Raw genomic sequence first — 20,200 nt, 5'->3', positions numbered from 1 at the left:
CCTCCCAGTGCCGCTGGGCAGCGGGCGCGCATCACCCGACCCGCCACCCGAAGGAGTGAACCCCGGACGGGAGTTGGCGAGCAAGTTCCGGTGGCATGGTCAGCGACCTTGATCGGCGGGCCGGTTGGACGTCGCCGCCGACCGATGGCATTATCCGCCACCACGCCTTCCCGGAGCGAACCATTCCCTCCCAAAACAGGCGCCTGACCTGCGCGACTGCGCCCGTCCGGCGACCATTGCCAGCCTTTTGTGAACACCGTGAAGGGCTCGTGCAGACTGGCCGAATGCGTACGGAACTTATCTCGGAGCCCGGCGACCGGACCCGCCCCAACGAGGACTTCGCGAGCGTCGCCCTTCCGGCCTCCGGACAGGGCGGGGCGCTCGTGATCCTGGACGGCGTCACGCCGCCGACGGGCGAGACGGGGTGTCTGCATTCCGTCCCCTGGTTCACGGCACGACTGGGTGGCGCACTGACCGAACTGACCGTTTCCCTCCCCGATGTTCCGCTGGCCGAGGCATTGAGCCTCGCCATCTCCCGTACCTCCGAGTCACACGGTCACACCTGTGACCTTTCTCACCCACGCACACCACAGGCCACGGTGGTTGTCGCACGCTGGTCGGCGCGGACGGTGGAGTACCTGGTCCTCTCGGACTCGGCCCTGCTGCTGGAGTCGGAGGACGGCACGGTGACAGCCGTCCTCGACGACCGTCTCTCCCGCCTCCCCCGCTCCTCCCTGGCCACGGACGCCCTCATCGACTCGACCCTCCGCAACATGGAGGGCGGCTTCTTCACCGCCGCGGCCGATCCGTCGGTGGCGGGACGGGCGGTGACGGGGGTGCTGCCTCGGTCCTCGGTGCGTTCTCTGGCCGCGTTGACGGACGGGGCGACGCGGTGGGTGGAGAAGTTCCGCGAGGGGGACTGGGCGGACTGCTTCACCTTCGTACGAAAGGAGGGGGCGGGCGCGCTGGTGGCGCGGGTGCGGGAGCTGGAGGGCGCGGATGCGGAGGGGCGGGTGTATCTGGGGCGGAGCAAGACGCATGACGATGCGACGGTGGTGTACGCGGAGTTGTGAGGCGGCCGTACGCGGCGAGAGCGGTGGCCGCCCCGCAGATGCCGAGCCCGCTGGCCTGGCCACCGATCGCCGGCCAGGTCAGCGCTCCGTACCCCGGTTCAGCTCATGCAGAAGCCGTGCGAGTTCGGCCACCTCGCGGGGGTTCCAGTCCGCCAGCCGTCCCGCGTACCGCGCCCGGCGCGCGTTGCGTACCCGCCCCACCCGGGACCGCCCCTCCGCCGTGAGTTCGACGAGCCAGGCGCGGCCGTCCGCGGGGTCCGGGGCGCGGGTGACGAGGCCGAGGGTCTCCAGGGCGCGCAGCTGGCGGGACATGGTGGCCTTGCCCACGCCGATGTATGCGGCGAGTTCCGTGGCGCGCTGCTGACCGGACTCCTCGAGCCGCACCAGCAACCCGTACGCGGCGGACTCCAGGTCGGGGTGGACCTCGCGGGCCATCTCGCCCTGGTTGGCCCGGGCGCGCCGCAGGAGCACGGTCAACTCGCGTTCCAACGCCAGGAATTCGGGCTGGTCGAGACCAGTCCTGGACCCGTCGGAGCCATCTCCGCGTCCGCCGCCGTTCCCGTCTTCGTGCACGTCAGTCCCTGCCTCGGTCTTCCCGGTCCTGAAAGTTTCCGCCAAATTGCGCCGTCACCGCAGCTCGGTAAGTATTTCGCAGGGCTAGACCAACGGCAGCCGCCGGTCCCTCTTCCCACCAGTCCGTCGACGTGCGTAGCTTCTCGACCAGGCGATGCCTGGCATGCCCACGCCATACACCCCCGGCCGGGTGTTCCCCCACCGAGCATCACCGAGCCCTCGGAGGCACGCCATGCCCGCCCACAGACCCGGATCGCCCCGCCCGCGCCACCTGTTCCTCGCCGGCCTCCTCACAGCCGTATACGCGCTGCTGTCCATAGCCCCGGCGTCGGCCTCCGAGTCGCCCGACGCCACCGCCACGCCGACCCGCGGCACCGCCCGCATGGGCATGGGCGTCGTCGCCCACGACGGACAGGGCGGTCTGCCCGCCCGCACCCGCGCCGCCCAGACCGAGGGCGTCGACGTGGCCAGCTACCAGGGCAACGTCGCCTGGACGGCCCTCTGGAACAGCGGGGTCCGGTGGGCCTACACCAAGGGGAGCGAGGGGACGTACTACACGAACCCCTACTTCTCCCAGCAGTACAGCGGCTCCTACGGCGTCGGCATAATCCGCGGCGCGTACCACTTCGCGACCCCGGACACCACGACCGGCGCAACGCAGGCCAACTATTTCGTCGACCACGGAGGCGGCTGGTCCGCCGACGGCAGGACCCTGCCCGGCACCCTCGACATCGAGTGGAACCCGTACGGCGACTCCTGCTACGGCAAGACCCGGAGCGGGATGGTGAGCTGGATCCGTGACTTCCTGAACCGGTACAAGGCCCGCACCGGCCGCGACGCCGTCATCTACACCTCCACCAGCTGGTGGACCCAGTGCACCGGCGACTACGCCGGCTTCGCCGCCAACCCGCTGTGGATCGCCCGCTACGCCTCGACCGTGGGGACACTGCCGGCCGGGTGGAGCAGCTACACGATGTGGCAGTACACCTCGTCCGGGCCGACGGTCGGCGACCACGACCGGTTCAACGGGGCGCTCGACAGGGTGCGGGCGCTCGCCAACGGCTGATCCCCCACCCACGCGTACGGCGAAGGCCCGGGCCTCCCTCACGAGAACCCGGGCCTTCACCTCATCCGATGACGTCCGTCACGCCGCCATCGGAAGTCACGCCGCCACCGGAACCTCCGACGTCGCCCCGTTCACGGCCGGCGACAACGCCAGTTCCAGGACCTGGCGGACGTCCGTCACGGCGTGGACGTCGAGCTTGTCCAGCACCTCGGCGGGGACGTCGTCCAGGTCGGGCTCGTTGCGCTTGGGGATGATGACGGTCGTGACACCCGCCCGGTGCGCGGCCAGCAGCTTCTGCTTCACGCCGCCGATGGGCAGGACGCGCCCCGTCAGCGAGACCTCGCCCGTCATGGCGACATCGGTCCTCACCAGCCGCCCGCTCAGCAGCGACGCCAGTGCCGTCGTCATCGTGACGCCCGCGCTCGGGCCGTCCTTCGGCACCGCGCCCGCCGGGAAGTGGATGTGCACGCCCCGGTCCTTCAGATCGCCCACCGGCAGCTCCAGTTCGGCGCCGTGCGAGCGCAGGAAGCTCAACGCGATCTGCGCGCTCTCCTTCATCACGTCGCCCAGCTGGCCCGTCAGGGTCAGACCCGCCGCACCCGTCTCCGGGTCCGCCAGGGACGCCTCCACGAAGAGCACGTCACCGCCCGCTCCCGTGACCGCGAGGCCCGTCGCCACACCCGGCACCGCGGTACGGCGCTCCGCCGGGTCCTGCGCCGACTCCGGCACGTGGTGCGGCCGCCCGATCAGGCCCCGCAGTTCCTCGTCCGTCACCGTGAACGGCAGCTTCCGCTCGCCCAGTTCGTGCTGGGCCGCGACCTTGCGCAGCAGCCGTGCGATGGACCGCTCCAGGGTGCGGACGCCCGCCTCGCGTGTGTACTCACCGGCGAGCCTGCGCAGGGCGCTCTCGTCCAGGGTCACCTCGTCCTTGTCGAGACCGGCCCGCTCCAGCTGGCGCGGGAGCAGATGGTCACGGGCGATGACGACCTTCTCGTCCTCGGTGTAGCCGTCGAGGCGGACCAGTTCCATACGGTCGAGCAGGGCCTCGGGGATCGCCTCCAGGACGTTGGCGGTGGCGAGGAACACCACATCGCTCAGGTCCAGTTCCACCTCCAGGTAGTGGTCCCGGAAGGTGTGGTTCTGCGCGGGGTCGAGGACCTCCAGCAGGGCCGCCGCCGGGTCACCCCGGTAGTCGGACCCCACCTTGTCGATCTCGTCGAGCAGGACCACCGGGTTCATGGACCCGGCCTCCTTGACGGCACGGACGATCCGGCCGGGCAGCGCGCCGACGTACGTACGCCGGTGACCGCGGATCTCGGCCTCGTCCCGCACACCGCCGAGGGCGACGCGGACGAACTTGCGGCCCATGGCGTGCGCGACGGACTCGCCCAGGGACGTCTTGCCGACGCCGGGCGGGCCGACCAGTGCCAGGACGGCGCCGCCGCGGCGGCCGCCCACCACACCCAGCCCCCGGTCGTTGCGCCGCTTGCGCACCGCGAGGTACTCGGTGATCCGTTCCTTCACGTCCTCCAGGCCCGCGTGCTCGGCGTCCAGGATCGCCTTGGCGCCCTGGATGTCGTAGGCGTCCTCGGTCCGCTCGTTCCACGGGAGTTCGAGCACGGTGTCCAGCCAGGTCCGGATCCACGATCCCTCGGGCGACTGGTCGCTGGACCGCTCCAGCTTGTCGACCTCCTTGAGGGCCGCCTCACGGACGTTCTCCGGCAGGTCGGCGGCCTCCACGCGGGCGCGGTAGTCGTCGGACTCCTCGTCGTCCTTCTCGCCGTTGAGGTCGCGCAGTTCCTTGCGGACGGCCTCCAGCTGGCGGCGGAGCAGGAACTCGCGCTGCTGCTTGTCGACGCCTTCCTGGACGTCCTTGGCGATGGTCTCGGCGACGTCCTGCTCGGCGAGGTGGTCGCGCAGCTGCTGGGTGGCGAGCTTCAGCCGGGCCACCGGGTCGGCGGTCTCCAGGAGCTCGATCCTCTGCTCGGTGGTGAGGAAGGGCACGTAACCGGAGTTGTCGGCGAGCGCGGAGACGTCCTCGATGGCCTGGACGCGGTCCACGATCTGCCAGGCGCCGCGCTTGCGCAGCCAGGCGGTGGCGAGGGCCTTGTACTCCTTGACCAGTTCGGTGACATGACCCGGCAGCGGCTCGGGCAGGGTCTCGTCGATACGGGTGCCCTCGACCCAGAGGGCGGCACCCGGCCCCGTGGTCCCGGCACCGATCCTCACCCGGCCCCGGCCGCGGATCAGCGCACCCGGGTCGCCGTCGGCCAGCCGGCCGACCTGCTCGACGGTGCCGAGGACGCCGGTACCGGGGTAGGTGCCGTCGATGCGTGGCACCAGCAGGACCTTGGGCTTGCCCGGCTCCGACCGGGCGGCGGCCTGGGCGGCCTCCACCGCGGCGCGTACGTCGGGGTCGTTCAGGTCGAGCGGGACCACCATTCCGGGCAGCACGACCTCGTCGTCGAGCGGCAGCACGGGCAGTGTGAGCGGTGTGGACGTCGAAGCCATGATCTCCCCTTCGGCACTCAAGTTGAGCTATGCCGACTCAATGCACCTGAGCCTTCGAATGTTCCCCAAGGGGCGTTCGCTGTGAGCGATCACCTCTGCCGGGCCGGGTGACGCTGCTGATGTAATAACCATCAGCAGCTTTCGATCGTTACCAACAAGGGGGCCTCGACGTGGATCGGATCGTGCGGGCGTGGGTGGACGGATGGGCCGTCTCGCGCGGGGCGGCCCCGCCGGTGCTCGAACCCTGGGGCTGCACGATCGACATGGGGATGGACGGCCATGTCACCCGGCACGTGCTGGGCGCGACCGGGGGCGACGCCGAGGAGACCGTCGTCCGCAAGGTCGCCGGGACGGTCACCGGCGCCGGTGTGTGGCTCAAGGTGTTCCGGGATCCGGCCGTGGTCGGCGGCTGGCTGGGCGAGGGCTGGTGGATCGACCCCGAGCCCGGGTACCTGATGACACTCCCCCTGACCACGGCTCCCGACGAGCCGACGGCCCCCGACGGCTACCGTCTGCGCACCTGGTCCCGCGGCGGCGTCACGCGCACCATGCTCGCCGCCCCCGACGGCTCCTGGGCGGCCCGCGGCCAGCTCGCCCCGACCGGCGCGACCGCGGTCGTCGACCAGATCGAGACGTCGCCGCAGCACCGCCGCAAGGGCCTCGGCACGGTCGTCATGCACACCCTCCAGCGGGCCGCCTCCGAACAGGGCGCGGAGACCTGCGTCCTGGCGGGGACCCCCGCGGGGCGGGGGCTGTACGAGTCGCTGGGCTGGACGGTCACCGCACCGCTGACCAGCGCGAAGTTCACCGGCTGAGGGCGCCGCACGAAAACCGGTCGCACCCGGCGGCGGGCGCCGCACGGTCGCGCCGTGGCCGACACCGAGATCTTCCTGGCCGCCTACCAGCTCAGGAACCGCCTGCACGGAACGGGCCCGGAGGACGAACAGCGGCTCGGGGTGCCGGGGTTGGCGAGGGCACTGGCCGCCGCGAGCGAGACCTAGGCAGAGGGGCGGCCGTGGGTCTTCGCCCAGCGCCGGACCACCGGCCAGGTCGCAACACCGATCGCCAGCGCCATCAGGTGCCCCCACTCGGTCATCGGGTCGGTGAAGGCCAGCAGATCCTGCACCAGCATCCCCCCGTACAACCCCAGCAACGGCCACCGCAGCCACGGCGAGAGCAGCCCGGCCAGGGCGCCCGTGCCCGCGGCCACGCCGAAGCTGATGCCGTAGTCGAGGCGGTGCAGGGAGGTGTCGGGGAGGTGGCCGACCAGGACGGCCAGGCCCACCGGGAGCTCGGTGGCCAACGTCGCCAGAACGTGGCCCAGCAGAAAGACACTTGCCGACCGCAGACCGCCGATCCGCCGCTCCAGCGCGGTCATGACCAGCAGGAAGCCGAGCACGTACGGCGACGCGATCCCGCCCGCGATCCACAGCGCGCTGGCCGGCAGGACGAGCACGGGCGTGCGCACGAGGTGGGCCACGTCGGTGCTGGAGCCCTGGAGCAGGGAGTGGACGAGGGCCGGGTCGGCGTACTCCGTGACGAGCGAGGTGACGGCCAGGACGGCGGCGTAACCGAAAGTGAACGGCGTCCCGGTGGGGGTGGGGAGAAGGCGCCAGAGGCGGATACGGAGGCGGGCCGCGGGGGCGGCGACCGGGAGAGCGGCCGGCACGGGGACCGGACCGCGCTGCTTCGGCAGCCCGTCCAGCAGGCCCGGTACGCCGGGGAAATGGGCGTCGGGCGAAGGAAGCGCCGCAGCCGCGGACTCCACGGACGCGGTCCCGCCCTCGGCCACAGCCCCGGAGCCCGGTTCGGACGCCGGCCCGGCCGTGTCCTCAGAAGCCCGCCCAGTCACCTCGGTCCGTTTCACCGTGAGGCGCTCCTTCCGTCTCACCCCCAGCCTTCGCGCCCTCCTGCCCCCGTGTCTGTGACCGGCGCCACGCGGACCCCTATTCACAGGCACTTCTCAAGAACCGTCCGTCCCCTCCCGTCCACGGTGATCGGCCCTGACCTGGCCCGCCCTGACCGCAGTTCACGCTTTTCCCCGACCGGGGGGCCGGGCCCCCGGTAATCCCTGTGCACCCCCCACCGAACTGCCAGGATGGGCCGATGCCCATCTCGTACGACATCCCCGAAGTCCTGGACCGTCGTGAGGGCCCGCACGGTGAGGTCGTGCTGCGCCGGCACGGTGAGTTGCTGCAGATCATCGTCAACGGGTGGTTCCTGATGGACACCTCCGACGGGCGCTCGGAGCGGCTGCTGATGGACATGGCACTCGACGCGCTGGACGGGCGGCCCGAGCCGGGCGTGCTGATCGGCGGGCTGGGGGTCGGGTTCTCGCTCGCACATGCGGCCACGGATCCGCGCTGGGGCCGGATCGCGGTCGTGGAGCGCGAAACGGCCATCATCGACTGGCACCGGTACGGCCCGCTGGCCGCGCTCTCGGCGCCGGCGCTCGCCGATCCACGGACCGAGATTCTGGAAAGGGATCTTGTCACATATGTGAATGAGACATCGGACACGTATGACGCGCTGTGCCTGGACATCGACAACGGGCCCGACTGGACCGTCACCGAGGGCAACGACGGGCTGTACTCGGCGAGCGGACTGGCCAGCTGCGCAAGGGTGTTGAGGCCCGGTGGGGTACTGGCCGTATGGTCGGCGCAGCCATCGCCGGAATTCGAGGGATCCCTACGGAATGCCGGGTTCCAGCAGGTGCGTACCGAAGAGGTGCCGGTTGCCCGGGGCGTTCCGGACGTCGTGCACCTCGGGGTCCGACCTGGATAGCCGAGGCGTGGTGACTCCCCGTACTCTGCTTCCCTGGCGCAGATCATTCAAGCGTCAATCGCAAGCATGCGCAGGCATAAGCCAGTAAGCGGGATCACCCCACTGATTCCGGAAAGCAACCCTTGGGGCGGGCGATGGAGCAGACACACACCTCCCACAACGGCACGGCTACGGCCACTCCTGGCGCACAGCGCCGGGTGCTGGTGGTCGAGGACGATCCGACGATCGTGGAGGCCATCGCGACCCGCCTGCGTGCCGAGGGATTCCTCGTGCAAACCGCGGGCGACGGTCCGGCGGCGGTCGACACGGCCGAGGCCTGGCAGCCCGATCTGCTGATCCTCGACATCATGCTGCCCGGCTTCGACGGTCTGGAGGTCTGCCGTCGCGTGCAGGCGGCCCGGCCGGTGCCGGTGCTGATGCTGACCGCGCGCGACGACGAGACCGACATGCTGGTCGGACTCGGGGTCGGCGCCGACGACTACATGACCAAGCCGTTCTCCATGCGTGAGCTGGCCGCACGCGTGCATGTGCTGCTGCGCCGGGTGGAGCGGGCCGCACTGGCCGCCGCGACGCCCAGAAGCGGCATCCTGCGCCTGGGCGAGCTGGAGATCGACCACGCGCAGCGCCGGGTGCGGGTCCGGAGTGAGGATGTTCACCTCACCCCGACCGAGTTCGACCTGCTGGTGTGTCTGGCGAACACCCCGCGCGCGGTCCTCTCCCGCGAGCAGCTGCTCGCGGAGGTGTGGGACTGGGCGGACGCCTCCGGCACCCGCACGGTCGACAGCCACATCAAGGCGCTGCGCCGGAAGATCGGTGCCGAGCGGATCCGCACGGTGCACGGCGTGGGCTACGCCCTGGAGACGCCGACGCCATGAGCGGCGGTCCGTCCGGACGGAGAGGTCCCTGGGAGCCCTGGGGCGGCGTGCGCCCGTTCTCGATCAAGACCAAGCTGGGTGCGCTCGTCGTCACCTCGGTCCTGATCACCACGGGTCTGTCGATGATCGCGGTTCGCACCAAGACGGAGCTGCGCTTCATCACGGTGTTCTCGATGATCGCCACACTGCTCATTACGCAGTTCGTGGCGCATTCGCTCACGGCTCCACTGGACGAGATGAACGCGGTGGCCCGGTCCATCTCGCACGGCGACTACACCCGCCGGGTGCGGGAGAACCGCCGGGACGAGCTGGGCGACCTCGCCGAGACCATCAACCGGATGGCCGACGACCTGGAGGCCCAGGAACAGCAGCGCAAGGAGCTCGTGGCGAATGTCTCCCATGAGCTGCGCACCCCCATCGCGGGGCTGCGGGCGGTGCTGGAGAACATCGTGGACGGGGTCTCGCCCGCGGATCCCGAGACGATGCGGACGGCGCTGAAACAGACGGAGCGGCTCGGACGGCTGGTCGAGACGCTGCTGGACCTCTCCCGCCTCGACAACGGCGTCGTACCTCTGAAGACGCGTCGCTTCGAGGTGTGGCCGTATCTGTCGGGCGTGCTGAAGGAGGCCAACATGGTCGCTTCGGCGCGTGCGGGCATCGCTTCCGGATCGGGCAGTCACACGCGGACGGACGTGCATCTGCACCTGGACGTGTCCCCGCCCGAGCTGACCGCGAACGCGGACCCGGAGCGGATCCACCAGGTCGTGGCCAACCTGATCGACAACGCGGTCAAGCACAGCCCGCCGCACGGGCGCGTGACGGTGAAGGCCCGGCGCGGGCCGCTGCCGGACTCCCTTGAGCTGGAGGTTCTCGACGAGGGCCCCGGCATCCCGCGCTCGGAGTGGCATCGCGTCTTCGAGCGGTTCAACCGGGGGGCCGTGAACCGGCCGCACGGTCCGGGCAGCGACGGCGGTACGGGGCTCGGTCTGGCGATCGCCCGCTGGGCGGTGGATCTGCACGGCGGCCGGATCGGAGTGGCCGAATCCAAGCGGGGTTGCCGGATTCTTGTCACCCTTCCGGGACTTCCATCTCTGCCAAGTTGACGTAAAGTTCGAACCGGAGCCACAAGATCCACCGCGGTCCGCGCTGACGGACACGTGTGATCACGGGTGATCCGCCACAGGCCCGCGCCATCGGCGTCCAGAGGCCGTGCTCACCCCTTCCCAGCTCACGCCGTGAGAACCGGAACCACGCTTGTTTCCCGCCATTTCTGGCCCCGAAACACACTTTCCGATGTGACTTACGCGACGATGACCTTGCCCGGCCTGACCTTCCCGGCCATGGGGGCGTAGCCTTTATTCCCGCTGTCCATCACCTTGTGAAGCGGAAGAGGGCGGTTGCCGCCGTGTCGCCACAGTCCCCCAGTAACTCGAGCATCTCGACCGACGCAGACCAAGCGGGGAAGAACCCCGCTGCGGCGTTCGGTCCCAATGAGTGGCTCGTCGACGAGATCTATCAGCAGTACCTCCAGGACCCGAACTCGGTAGACCGAGCCTGGTGGGACTTCTTCGCCGACTACAAGCCGGGCGCCGCTGCCGCCCCGGCGGCTGCGGCCCCGGCCCCTGCTGCCGCGCCGGCCCCGGCCGCGCCCGCCGCCCCGGCCGCTCCCGCGGCTCCTGCGGTGCCCGCGCCGGCTCCCGCCGCGCCTGCGGCCGCGAAGCCCGCGGCCGCCGCTCCGGCGCCCGTGAAGGCCGCCGCCCCGGCTCCGGCCGCTGCGAAGCCCGCCGCGGCCAAGCCGCAGGCCGAGCCCGCCGCCGCGGCCGCGGGCGGCCCTGAGCTGGTCACGCTGCGCGGCCCCGCCGCCGCGGTCGCGAAGAACATGAACGCCTCGATCGAGGTGCCCACGGCCACGTCCGTGCGCGCGGTCCCGGTGAAGCTGCTCTTCGACAACCGCATCGTCATCAACAACCACCTGAAGCGCGCCCGGGGCGGGAAGATCTCCTTCACCCACCTCATCGGCTACGCGATGGTGCAGGCCATCAAGGCCATGCCGTCGATGAACTACTCCTTCACGGAGAAGGACGGCAAGCCGACCCTGGTCAAGCCGGAGCACGTCAACTTCGGCCTCGCCATCGACCTGGTGAAGCCCAACGGCGACCGCCAGCTGGTCGTCGCGGGCATCAAGAAGGCCGAGACGCTGAACTTCTTCGAGTTCTGGCAGGCCTACGAGGACATCGTCCGCCGCGCCCGTGACGGCAAGCTGACGATGGACGACTTCACCGGTGTCACGGTCTCCCTGACCAACCCCGGCGGCCTCGGCACCGTCCACTCGGTCCCGCGTCTGATGCCCGGACAGTCGGTCATCATGGGCGTCGGCTCCATGGACTACCCGGCGGAGTTCCAGGGCACCTCCCAGGACACCCTGAACAAGCTCGGCATCTCGAAGGTCATGACGCTCACGTCGACCTACGACCACCGGGTCATCCAGGGCGCCGCCTCCGGCGAGTTCCTGCGCGTCGTCGCGAACTACCTGCTCGGCGAGAACGGCTTCTACGACGACATCTTCGAGGCCCTGCGCATCCCCTACGAGCCGGTCCGCTGGCTCAAGGACATCGACGCCTCGCACGACGACGACGTCACCAAGGCCGCTCGCGTCTTCGAGCTGATCCACTCCTACCGGGTCCGCGGCCACGTCATGGCCGACACCGACCCGCTGGAGTACCGCCAGCGCAAGCACCCCGACCTGGACATCACCGAGCACGGCCTCACCCTGTGGGACCTGGAGCGCGAGTTCGCGGTCGGCGGTTTCGCGGGCAAGTCCCTGATGAAGCTGCGCGACATCCTCGGCGTGCTGCGCGACTCGTACTGCCGCACCACCGGCGTCGAGTTCATGCACATCCAGGACCCCAAGCAGCGCAAGTGGATCCAGGACCGCATCGAGCGCGCGCACTCCAAGCCGGAGCGCGAGGAGCAGCTGCGCATCCTGCGCCGGCTGAACGCGGCGGAGGCCTTCGAGACCTTCCTGCAGACGAAGTACGTCGGCCAGAAGCGCTTCTCCCTGGAGGGCGGCGAGTCCGTCATCCCGCTCCTGGACGCGGTCATCGACAGCGCGGCCGAGTCGCGCCTGGACGAGGTCGTCATCGGCATGGCCCACCGCGGCCGGCTGAACGTCCTGGCGAACATCGTCGGCAAGTCGTACGCCCAGATCTTCCGCGAGTTCGAGGGCAACCTCGACCCGAAGTCGATGCACGGCTCCGGCGACGTGAAGTACCACCTGGGCGCCCAGGGCACCTTCACCGGCCTGGACGGCGAGCAGATCACCGTCTCGCTGGCCGCGAACCCCTCCCACCTGGAGACGGTCGACCCGGTCATCGAGGGCATCGCCCGCGCCAAGCAGGACATCATCAACAAGGGCGGCACGGACTTCACGGTCCTGCCGGTCGCCCTGCACGGTGACGCGGCCTTCGCGGGCCAGGGCGTGGTGGCCGAGACCCTGAACATGTCGCAGCTGCGCGGCTACCGCACCGGCGGCACGGTCCACATCGTCATCAACAACCAGGTCGGCTTCACGGCGGCTCCCGAGTCGTCGCGTTCCTCGATGTACGCCACCGACGTGGCCCGCATGATCGAGGCGCCGATCTTCCACGTGAACGGCGACGACCCCGAGGCCGTCGTCCGCGTGGCCCGGCTGGCCTTCGAGTTCCGTCAGGCGTTCAACAAGGACGTCGTGATCGACCTCATCTGCTACCGCCGCCGCGGTCACAACGAGTCGGACAACCCGGCCTTCACCCAGCCGCTGATGTACGACCTGATCGACAAGAAGCGCTCGGTGCGCAAGCTCTACACCGAGTCCCTCATCGGTCGCGGCGACATCACCCTGGAAGAGGCCGAGCAGGCCCTGCAGGACTACCAGGGCCAGCTGGAGAAGGTCTTCACCGAGGTCCGCGAGGCCATCACGGCCCAGCCGGCCGCGGGACCGATCTCGGACCCGCAGGCGGACTTCCCGGTCGCCGTGAACACCGCGATCACCTCGGAGACCGTGAAGCGGATCGCCGAGTCCCAGGTCAACATCCCCGACACCTTCCACGTCCACCCGCGTCTGCTGCCGCAGCTGCAGCGCCGGGCGACGATGGTCGAGGACGGCACGATCGACTGGGGCATGGGCGAGACGCTGGCCGTCGGCTCCCTCCTGCTGGAGGGCACCCCGGTCCGTCTCTCCGGCCAGGACTCCCAGCGCGGCACCTTCGGCCAGCGCCACGCGGTCCTCATCAACCGTGAGACGGGCGAGGAGCACACCCCGCTCCAGTACCTCGCCGAGGACCAGGCCCGCTACAACGTCTACAACTCCCTGCTCTCCGAGTACGCGGTCATGGGCTTCGAGTACGGCTACTCGCTGGCCCGCCCCGACGCGCTCGTGCTGTGGGAGGCGCAGTTCGGCGACTTCGTCAACGGCGCGCAGACGATCGTCGACGAGTACATCTCGGCGGCCGAGCAGAAGTGGGGCCAGACGAGCGGTGTCACGCTCCTGCTCCCCCACGGCTACGAGGGCCAGGGCCCGGACCACTCCTCGGCCCGTGTCGAGCGGTTCCTCCAGCTCTGCGCCCAGAACAACATGACGGTCGCGATGCCGACCCTGCCGTCGAACTACTTCCACCTCCTGCGGTGGCAGGTGCACAACCCGCACCACAAGCCGCTGGTGGTCTTCACCCCGAAGTCGATGCTGCGCCTCAAGGCCGCCGCGTCGAAGGCGGAGGAGTTCACGTCGGGTCAGTTCCGCCCGGTCATCGGCGACGCGTCGGTGGACGCGGCAGCGGTCAAGAAGGTCGTCTTCTGCGCCGGCAAGGTCTACTACGACCTCGACGCCGAGCGTCAGAAGCGCGGTATCACGGACACGGCGATCATCCGCGTCGAGCGCCTGTACCCCCTCCCGGGTGCCGAGCTCCAGGCCGAGATCGCCAAGTACCCGAACGCCGAGAAGTACCTGTGGGCCCAGGAGGAGCCGGCGAACCAGGGCGCATGGCCCTTCATCGCCCTCAACCTGATCGACCACCTCGACCTGGCGGTCGGCGCGGACATCCCGCACGGCGAGCGCCTGCGGCGCATCTCGCGTCCGCACGGCTCGTCGCCGGCGGTGGGTTCGGCCAAGCGTCACCAGGCCGAGCAGGAGCAGCTGGTGCGTGAGGTGTTCGAGGCGTAGGTCTCGGAGCAGTTGATCGATTGATCGCAGAAGGGCCCGACCCCGTCCGGGGGCCGGGCCCTTCCCGCTACGGGGGTGTGTTGATGGGCAAGCGCCATATACGGAAGATGCTGCGCCGGATGGGCGGTGGTGGCCCCGTCCAGTCCACCACCGGCCTGGGGACCACCAAGGGGCTCGCTCGACTGGCCTTCTACGCCGAGCAGTTCGGGTACGAGTACGACAGCGCGCATCAACTCAACAAGAAGTACGTGATCCGGGTCGTGCCCGCCCACGATCCCAAGGCCCGCGCGCGGGCGGCGGAGAACTGGGTGAGATACCCCGGCGCCGCCTCGGGAGGCGCGCTGCCGCCGCTGGACGACGACGCGGTCTCGGTGCTCAACGCGCGCATCAGTTACGAGTTGGCCACCCAATTCACCGAGAAGCAGCTGTTCGGGATCACAGCGTTCGGCTTCACCGGGCTGGCCATCGGACCCTGGATCAAGTTCGGCCTCGTCGTCGGCGGCACCGTCTGGGTCGCCCTGATGGCCCTCGTCCCGCTCCTGCTCGTCGCCAACCGGCGCTACCGGGCCAAGAACGCCGCTCTGCTGGAGGGCGCGGGGTTCACCGCGGTGACCGACCCGGAAGGGCGGCCGCGGTATCTGCCGCCGGCCGCCGACCCGCTGGACTGACTACTCGTCGTCCTCGTCGTCGTCCAGCCGCGCCAGCCACGTGGCCAGCCGCTCCACCGGCACCTCGAAGTCCGGGTTGAGATCGACGAACGTCCGCAGCTGCTCGGCGAGCCACTCGAAGGTGACCTCCTCCTGGCCGCGCCGCTTCTCCAGTTCTTCGATGCCACGGTCGGTGAAGTACAACTCTCGCTCCTGATACGGACGGGCACTGCCCTGGGACCTACTCCCTCAGGGTATGCCGTACGTCAGTCGCGGGGACGAGCAAGGTCGTACGCCAGCCCCAGCGCCCCGTGCGCCAGCAGCAGGGTGCCCGCCGTGATCCAGCCGCCGCTGCGGCGGCGCAGCCCGAAGGCCGTGAGCGGGACGCCCGCGGCCACCTGGGCCAGGGCGAGAACGCGCGCCCCGGGGGTGCCTGCCCAGGGCAGCCAGGGGCCCAGGCGGCTGCTCTCGACGACGTCGAGCTCCGCGCGGACCGCGTCCCGCCAGCCCGACCACTCGACCGGGCGGGCGTCCGGCTGGACGCGGGCGACCTCGCGGAGGCGGTCGGCGGCTTCGCCGGGGGTGAGCCCGGTGGGGAGGGTCAGGCCCGCGCGGGTGAGGACGGCGAGGAGGCCGCGGAGGCGGGCGCGGGCGTCGGCTGCCGGGTCCGGTTCCATGAGGGCGTTCAGGGACTGCACGTCCAGGACCGGGTCCAGGCCCAGGCGGGTGGCGAAGGTGCGCATGGCCTCGTCCTCGCCGGCCGGGGTGCCGTTGGCGAGCCAGACGTAGCCGACGGGGCGGCGGAAGCCGGAGGCGAGGGTGTAGCCGCTGCGGTCGGCGTCCCACCACAGGGCGAGGACGGGCCAGGGGGCGCCGACGGCCAGTGCCGTGGCCCAGCCGGTGAGCACCCGGTCGACCGGCTCGCCGCCCTGCTGCCAGGGCTTGCCCTCGGGGACGAGGACGCTCCACTGCGCGCCCGCGCCCGTGAGCAGCATGCGCTCACGCAGCAGCTGGGCAGCTGAAGCGACGGACTCGGGCTCCGCGCGGCAGAGCAGCAGGGCGCCCGGGGCGGGACCGGCACGAGGGGTACCGGGGCGGGGGGCTTCCGTCGGGGACATGCTCACACGCTAGGCATATTCGTATGGTTTGGGCATTTTTGGGCCGCAACTGTCCCCAGAACGAGTGTCTTGACTTTCCGTGTCCGCGATATATCGTGAGTAGCAAAAGACGCGATATGGCGTGTGCGGTGTCACGGGGAGGTCTGCACCATGTCCGAGTGGTCCGTATCGGAGCCGAGGAAACTCACGTTCGACGAGCCGGTGAGCCAGCTCCATGTGCGCATCGTCAATGGAACGGTGAACGTCGTGGGCACGGACGAAGGTTCCGCCCGTCTGGAGGTCTCCGAGCTGGAGGGACCGCCCCTGGCGGTGACCCAGGAGGGCGGCACCCTCACGGTGGCCTACGACGATCTGCCCTGGAAGGGCTTCCTCAAGTGGCTGGACCGCAAGGGCTGGCGGCGCCGTGCCGTCGTCTCGCTGGCGGTGCCGGCCGGCACCCGGGTCGAGGTGGGCGTGGTGGGCGCCGCGGCCGTGGTCTCGGGGATCGACGGACGCGCGGAGGTCAAGGGGGTCACCGGCGACACCACGCTGGTGGGGCTCACCGGCCCCGTCCGCGCCGACACCGTCTCGGGCAACCTGGAGGCCCAGGCCCTCCGCGGAGACCTCCGCTTCAACTCCGTCTCCGGCGACCTGACCGTGGTCGAGGCGGGTTCCTCGGTCAAGGCGGACTCGGTGAGCGGTTCGATGATCGTCGACCTCGATCCGACGAGCCGCCCGACCGACATCAACCTGACGAGCGTCTCCGGCGAGATCGCCATCCGGCTCCCCCACCCGGCCGACGCGGAGGTGGAGGCGAACACCGCGAGCGGAAAGGTCTCCAACGCCTTCGAGGACCTGCGGGTCGGCGGCCAGTGGGGCGCCAAGCGGATCACCGGCCGGCTCGGCGCGGGCAACGGCAGCCTGAAGGCGACCACCGTCTCGGGCTCGATCGCCCTGCTGCGGCGACCGCCGGCCGAGGACGTGCCGTGGGACGTGGACCCGGCGGACATGGGCCCGGCGCCCGAGGAGGCGGGCACAGGCCCGGTGGCCGATCCCCAGGGCGACTCGGGGGACAATTCCGTTTCCGGCCCGGGTGAGGGCGCTGACGCCGCGGACGCGGCCGACGCCGACGACACCCCGGCCGACGGCACGACCGACAAGAAGGTGCTCTGACATGCCTCCCGTCTTCGCCCACGGCCGCCTCCGCCTCTACCTCCTGAAGCTGCTCGACGAGGCCCCTCGCCACGGCTACGAGGTGATCCGGCTGCTGGAGGAGCGGTTCCAGGGGCTCTACGCACCCTCGGCCGGCACCGTCTATCCCCGCCTCGCCAAGCTGGAGGCCGAGGGCCTGGTCACCCACACCACCGAGGGCGGCCGCAAGGTGTACGCCATCACGGACGCGGGCCGCGCCGAACTGGCCGACCGCAGCGGTGAGCTGGCCGATCTGGAGCTGGAGATCCGGGAGTCGGTCGCCGAGCTCGCCGCCGAGATCCGGGCCGATGTGCGCGGCGCGGCGGGCGACCTGCGGCGCGAGATGCGGGCAGCCGCCTCACAGGCCCGCAGTGGCGGCGAACAGGACGGCTCCCCAGGGGAGTCCGGGGACCACACCGACAGCGAGTCGTGGCGCGCGGCCAAGGAGGAGATGCGCCGCGTCAAGCAGGAGTGGAAGGAGCAGGCCCGGCGCGCCAAGGACGAGAGCCGGCGGGCCCGCGAGGAGGCCCAGCGAGCCCGGCGTCAGGCCAAGGAGGCGCAGGAGCGGGCGCGGGTCCAGGCGCAGGAGGAGGTGCAGCGCATCGCACGGCGGGTCCAGGAGCAGGTGCAGGACCACTTCGCGCGGGGCGACTGGCCGACGGGGGTGCGCGAGGGGCTGACCGAACTGGCCAAGGAGTTCGGCGAGTTCGGGCGGGACTACGGCAGGGAGTTCGGCAAGGACTTCGGCTTCGGGCACGGGCACGCGGAGAAGAGCGCCGCGAAGTCGGCGCCGGGCGCGCCCGAGTACTCGCAGACCCCGGAGGACTTCCCCGCCGAGTACGAACCGACCTGGGCCCATGAGGACGGCACCGGGGACTCGGCCCGCGATCTGGACCGCCTCCTCGACCGCTTCCGGGACGACATCCGCGACGCGGCCCGGGACCACGGCGTCACCTCGGACCAGCTCCGCGACGCCCGCCGGCACCTGTCGACGGCGGCGGCGCACATCGGGGCGCTGCTGCGGACACCGAAGGCCTGAGTCCCCTCGGGCCCCACCTCAGGGCCCGGCGCCGACCGACCGCCCCGGGCCCGCCCCCGCCCTGCCTCAGCCCGCCTTCGCCTCCCCGTCGCCGTAGAGCACACGGACCAGCGACTCGTATGTCACCCCATGGTCCGCGAGCACCTCGCCCGGGACGCCGGGGCGGATCGTGAGGGCGAGCAGCATGTGTTCGTCGCCGATCCGGCGGTCATGGCGGGCGACGGCGGTGCGCAGGGAGCGCTCCAGGACGTTCCTGGCGCCCCGGCTGAAGGGGCGGCGCCCGGACAGGCCGCTCTTGCCCTTGCGGTCGCCTGACATCGCGCCGACGCCGTGCACCTCCTCGACGCGGGCGACGATCTGTGCGACGTCGATGCCGAGTCCGGCGAGGGCGTCGGACTCGGCCTGGGAGAGGCCGGCGTGGCGCCGGGACTCGGCCAGGGACTGCCGAACCGACTCCTTGCGTTCCTCCGCGACGCCCAGCGAGGCCAGGGCGAAGGAGGCGCGGCTCGCCTCGCGGTCGAGCAGCGCGAGCAGGATGTGCTCGGCGTCGACGGTGGCCGCGCCCGTCCGTTCGGCCTGTGCCACCGCCGACTCCACCACGGCGCGGGCGTCCTTCGTGAACCGCTCGAACATCAATGCCTCCCGTACTTCTTGTGCACGGCCTGCCTGCTCACACCGAGTTCGGCGGCGATCTCCTGCCACGACCAGCCCTGGTTGCGCGCGCTGCGCACCTGCACCGACTCCAGCTGTTCGAGGAGCCGGCGCAGGGCGGCGACGGCCCGCAGGCCGACCCGTGGATCGCGGTCGCCCGCCCGCTCGGCGAGATCCGTTGCTTCGGTCATGTCGTCAACTTACGTTGACGCAAGCCGCATGTCAACCAAAGTTGACACCCAGGGCGCAGGAAAGGCGGGCCCGGCACCCCGGACCCGCCTCACACCACGTCACGTGACATCACATCAGGAATGCGTGAGCACGATCTTCCCGAACTGCTCGCCCGACGCCAGCCGTTCGAAGCCTTCCCGGGCCCGGTCCATCGGAAGCACCTCGTCGATCACCGGACGCACCCCGGTGGCCGCGCAGAAGGACAGCAGGTCCTCCAGCTCGTCCTTGGTGCCCATGGTCGAGCCCACGACCTTGAGCTCCAGGAAGAAGATCCGGGTGAGTTCGGCGTGCGAGGGCCGGTCGCCACTCGTCGCACCGGAGATGACCAGCGTGCCGCCCGGCCGCAGGGACTTCACCGAGTGGGACCAGGTGGCGGCGCCGACGGTCTCGATGACGGCGTCCACCCGCTGCGGCAGCCGCGCCCCCGACTCCAGCGCCTCCACGGCGCCCAGCTCGATCGCCCGCTTGCGCTTGGCCTCGTCCCGGCTGGTGGCGAAGACCCGCAGACCGGCGGCCTTGCCGAGCACGATCGCGGCCGTGGCGACACCACCGCCGGCCCCCTGGACGAGAAGCGAGTCCCCGGGGCGTACGCCCGCGTTGGTGAAGAGCATCCGGTACGCCGTCAGCCAAGCCGTGGGCAGACAGGCGGCCTCGGCGAAGGAGAGCTCCTTGGGCTTGGGCAGGACGTTCCAGGTCGGCACGGCGACCTGCTCGGCGAAGGTGCCCTGGTAGTGCTCGGTGAGGATGGAGCGGGGCTCCCTGGGGCCGACGCCGTGTCCGGTCTGGCCGATCACGGAGTGCAGGACGACCTCGTTGCCGTCCTCGTCGACACCGGCGGCGTCACAGCCGAGGATCATCGGCAGCTTGTCCTCGGACAGGCCGACGCCCTTGAGGGACCAGAGGTCGTGGTGGTTGAGGGAGGCGGCCCTGACGTCGATCACGCTCCAGCCGGGTCGGGCCTCGGGGGCCGGACGCTCCCCCAACTCGAGTCCGGAGAGCGGCTGGTCACGGTCGATGCGGGCGGCATAGGCGGCGAACATGACCTTGACGATAGGGTCCACCGGCGACACGGGGAACCGGGAGGCGGTGTGACACACACCCTCTTGCGCGACAGATCCAGCCCGTCCGGCGTCCGAGGACGAGGGTCGGCCGTCCCCATCCCCCACCCACCCGCAACTTTCAGCCCGCCCGGCGTCCGAGGACGAGGCCTGGTGGCTGCGCCTGTCGATGCCGGTCCAGGTGTTTCAGCCCGTCCGGCGTTCGAG

Annotated in this window: 19 protein-coding genes; 11 read left to right on the top strand and 8 right to left on the bottom strand. The window is 70.8% G+C overall.

Going from position 1 to position 20,200, the window contains the following annotated elements; all coding sequences use genetic code 11:
* The first annotated feature begins 284 nt into the window (after positions 1-284).
* Positions 285-1,073 (top strand): protein phosphatase 2C domain-containing protein, encoded by a 789-nt coding sequence (locus TN53_RS27125; RefSeq protein WP_046261297.1) that lies wholly within the window; start codon positions 285-287, stop codon positions 1,071-1,073.
* Between the two features lie 78 nt (positions 1,074-1,151).
* On the opposite strand, the gene TN53_RS27120 is transcribed toward TN53_RS27125, so the two are convergent.
* Positions 1,152-1,646: a MarR family winged helix-turn-helix transcriptional regulator gene (locus TN53_RS27120; RefSeq protein WP_046261296.1), complete on the bottom strand. Its 495-nt coding sequence runs from the start codon at positions 1,644-1,646 to the stop codon at positions 1,152-1,154.
* Between the two features lie 232 nt (positions 1,647-1,878).
* On the opposite strand from TN53_RS27120, the gene TN53_RS27115 reads away from it, so the two are divergent.
* Positions 1,879-2,712, top strand: a complete 834-nt coding sequence (locus TN53_RS27115) for a lysozyme (RefSeq protein ID WP_046261295.1) — start codon at positions 1,879-1,881, stop codon at positions 2,710-2,712.
* A gap of 96 nt (positions 2,713-2,808) precedes the next feature.
* Here TN53_RS27115 and lon read toward each other — a convergent pair whose 3' ends face one another.
* Positions 2,809-5,223, bottom strand: a complete 2,415-nt coding sequence (gene lon, locus TN53_RS27110; RefSeq protein ID WP_046261294.1) for an endopeptidase La — start codon at positions 5,221-5,223, stop codon at positions 2,809-2,811.
* A 170-nt stretch (positions 5,224-5,393) separates the two neighbouring features.
* Between lon and TN53_RS27105 the strand changes: the two genes are divergently transcribed.
* Both TN53_RS27105 and TN53_RS49200 read left to right on the top strand, forming a co-directional pair.
* Positions 5,394-6,038 carry a GNAT family N-acetyltransferase gene (locus TN53_RS27105; RefSeq protein ID WP_046261293.1) on the top strand — a complete coding sequence of 215 codons (645 nt, stop codon included), beginning with the start codon at positions 5,394-5,396 and terminating at the stop codon, positions 6,036-6,038.
* Between the two features lie 54 nt (positions 6,039-6,092).
* The gene (locus TN53_RS49200) at positions 6,093-6,224 is read left to right on the top strand and encodes a hypothetical protein (protein WP_267886561.1); all 132 of its coding nucleotides are present in this window, start codon (positions 6,093-6,095) and stop codon (positions 6,222-6,224) included.
* Here the strand turns inward: TN53_RS49200 and TN53_RS27100 are convergent.
* Entirely contained in the window at positions 6,221-6,991 is a 771-nt protein-coding gene (locus TN53_RS27100; protein WP_046261340.1) for a rhomboid-like protein, read from the bottom strand. The genes TN53_RS49200 and TN53_RS27100 overlap by 4 nt on opposite strands.
* A gap of 338 nt (positions 6,992-7,329) precedes the next feature.
* Here TN53_RS27100 and TN53_RS27095 point away from each other — a divergent pair, with 338 nt between their 5' ends.
* The 5 genes from TN53_RS27095 (at position 7,330) to TN53_RS27075 (ending at position 14,747) form a co-directional block, all read left to right on the top strand.
* Positions 7,330-8,007 carry a spermidine synthase gene (locus tag TN53_RS27095; protein WP_046261292.1) on the top strand — a complete coding sequence of 226 codons (678 nt, stop codon included), beginning with the start codon at positions 7,330-7,332 and terminating at the stop codon, positions 8,005-8,007.
* Between the two features lie 134 nt (positions 8,008-8,141).
* A complete protein-coding gene (locus TN53_RS27090) occupies positions 8,142-8,882 on the top strand; it encodes a response regulator transcription factor (protein WP_046261291.1) in 741 nt (246 codons plus the stop codon).
* Positions 8,879-9,985, top strand: a complete 1,107-nt coding sequence (locus TN53_RS27085) for a HAMP domain-containing sensor histidine kinase (RefSeq protein ID WP_046261290.1) — start codon at positions 8,879-8,881, stop codon at positions 9,983-9,985. The genes TN53_RS27090 and TN53_RS27085 overlap by 4 nt, the downstream gene beginning before the upstream one ends.
* A 302-nt stretch (positions 9,986-10,287) precedes the next feature.
* A complete protein-coding gene (locus TN53_RS27080; RefSeq protein WP_046261289.1) occupies positions 10,288-14,079 on the top strand; it encodes a multifunctional oxoglutarate decarboxylase/oxoglutarate dehydrogenase thiamine pyrophosphate-binding subunit/dihydrolipoyllysine-residue succinyltransferase subunit in 3,792 nt (1,263 codons plus the stop codon).
* A gap of 83 nt (positions 14,080-14,162) precedes the next feature.
* Positions 14,163-14,747 carry a hypothetical protein gene (locus TN53_RS27075; protein ID WP_159038204.1) on the top strand — a complete coding sequence of 195 codons (585 nt, stop codon included), beginning with the start codon at positions 14,163-14,165 and terminating at the stop codon, positions 14,745-14,747.
* Here TN53_RS27075 and TN53_RS27070 read toward each other — a convergent pair whose 3' ends face one another.
* Together TN53_RS27070 and TN53_RS27065 are read right to left on the bottom strand one after the other, a co-directional pair.
* Positions 14,748-14,930 carry a DUF6104 family protein gene (locus tag TN53_RS27070; RefSeq protein WP_046261288.1) on the bottom strand — a complete coding sequence of 61 codons (183 nt, stop codon included), beginning with the start codon at positions 14,928-14,930 and terminating at the stop codon, positions 14,748-14,750.
* Between the two features lie 62 nt (positions 14,931-14,992).
* Positions 14,993-15,844 (bottom strand): hypothetical protein, encoded by an 852-nt coding sequence (locus TN53_RS27065; protein ID WP_046261338.1) that lies wholly within the window; start codon positions 15,842-15,844, stop codon positions 14,993-14,995.
* 150 nt (positions 15,845-15,994) lie between these two features.
* Here TN53_RS27065 and TN53_RS27060 point away from each other — a divergent pair, with 150 nt between their 5' ends.
* The gene (locus TN53_RS27060) at positions 15,995-16,996 is read left to right on the top strand and encodes a DUF4097 family beta strand repeat-containing protein (RefSeq protein ID WP_046261287.1); all 1,002 of its coding nucleotides are present in this window, start codon (positions 15,995-15,997) and stop codon (positions 16,994-16,996) included.
* 1 nt (position 16,997) lies between these two features.
* Positions 16,998-18,053 carry a PadR family transcriptional regulator gene (locus TN53_RS27055; RefSeq protein ID WP_046261286.1) on the top strand — a complete coding sequence of 352 codons (1,056 nt, stop codon included), beginning with the start codon at positions 16,998-17,000 and terminating at the stop codon, positions 18,051-18,053.
* A gap of 66 nt (positions 18,054-18,119) precedes the next feature.
* On the opposite strand, the gene TN53_RS27050 is transcribed toward TN53_RS27055, so the two are convergent.
* From TN53_RS27050 to TN53_RS27040, 3 genes are all read right to left on the bottom strand, one after another.
* Positions 18,120-18,686, bottom strand: a complete 567-nt coding sequence (locus tag TN53_RS27050) for a Clp protease N-terminal domain-containing protein (RefSeq protein ID WP_046261285.1) — start codon at positions 18,684-18,686, stop codon at positions 18,120-18,122.
* A complete protein-coding gene (locus TN53_RS27045) occupies positions 18,686-18,895 on the bottom strand; it encodes a helix-turn-helix domain-containing protein (RefSeq protein ID WP_007384656.1) in 210 nt (69 codons plus the stop codon). The genes TN53_RS27050 and TN53_RS27045 overlap by 1 nt, the downstream gene beginning before the upstream one ends.
* Positions 18,896-19,009: 114 nt before the next feature.
* On the bottom strand, positions 19,010-19,975 hold the full coding sequence (locus tag TN53_RS27040) for a zinc-binding dehydrogenase (RefSeq protein ID WP_046261337.1): 966 nt from the start codon (positions 19,973-19,975) through the stop codon (positions 19,010-19,012).
* Positions 19,976-20,200: the final 225 nt, after the last annotated feature.

The sequence above is a fragment of the Streptomyces sp. WM6386 genome, assembly GCF_000972385.1.
GTDB lineage: Bacteria > Actinomycetota > Actinomycetes > Streptomycetales > Streptomycetaceae > Streptomyces.
This window is presented reverse-complemented; position numbering and strand designations above follow the sequence as displayed.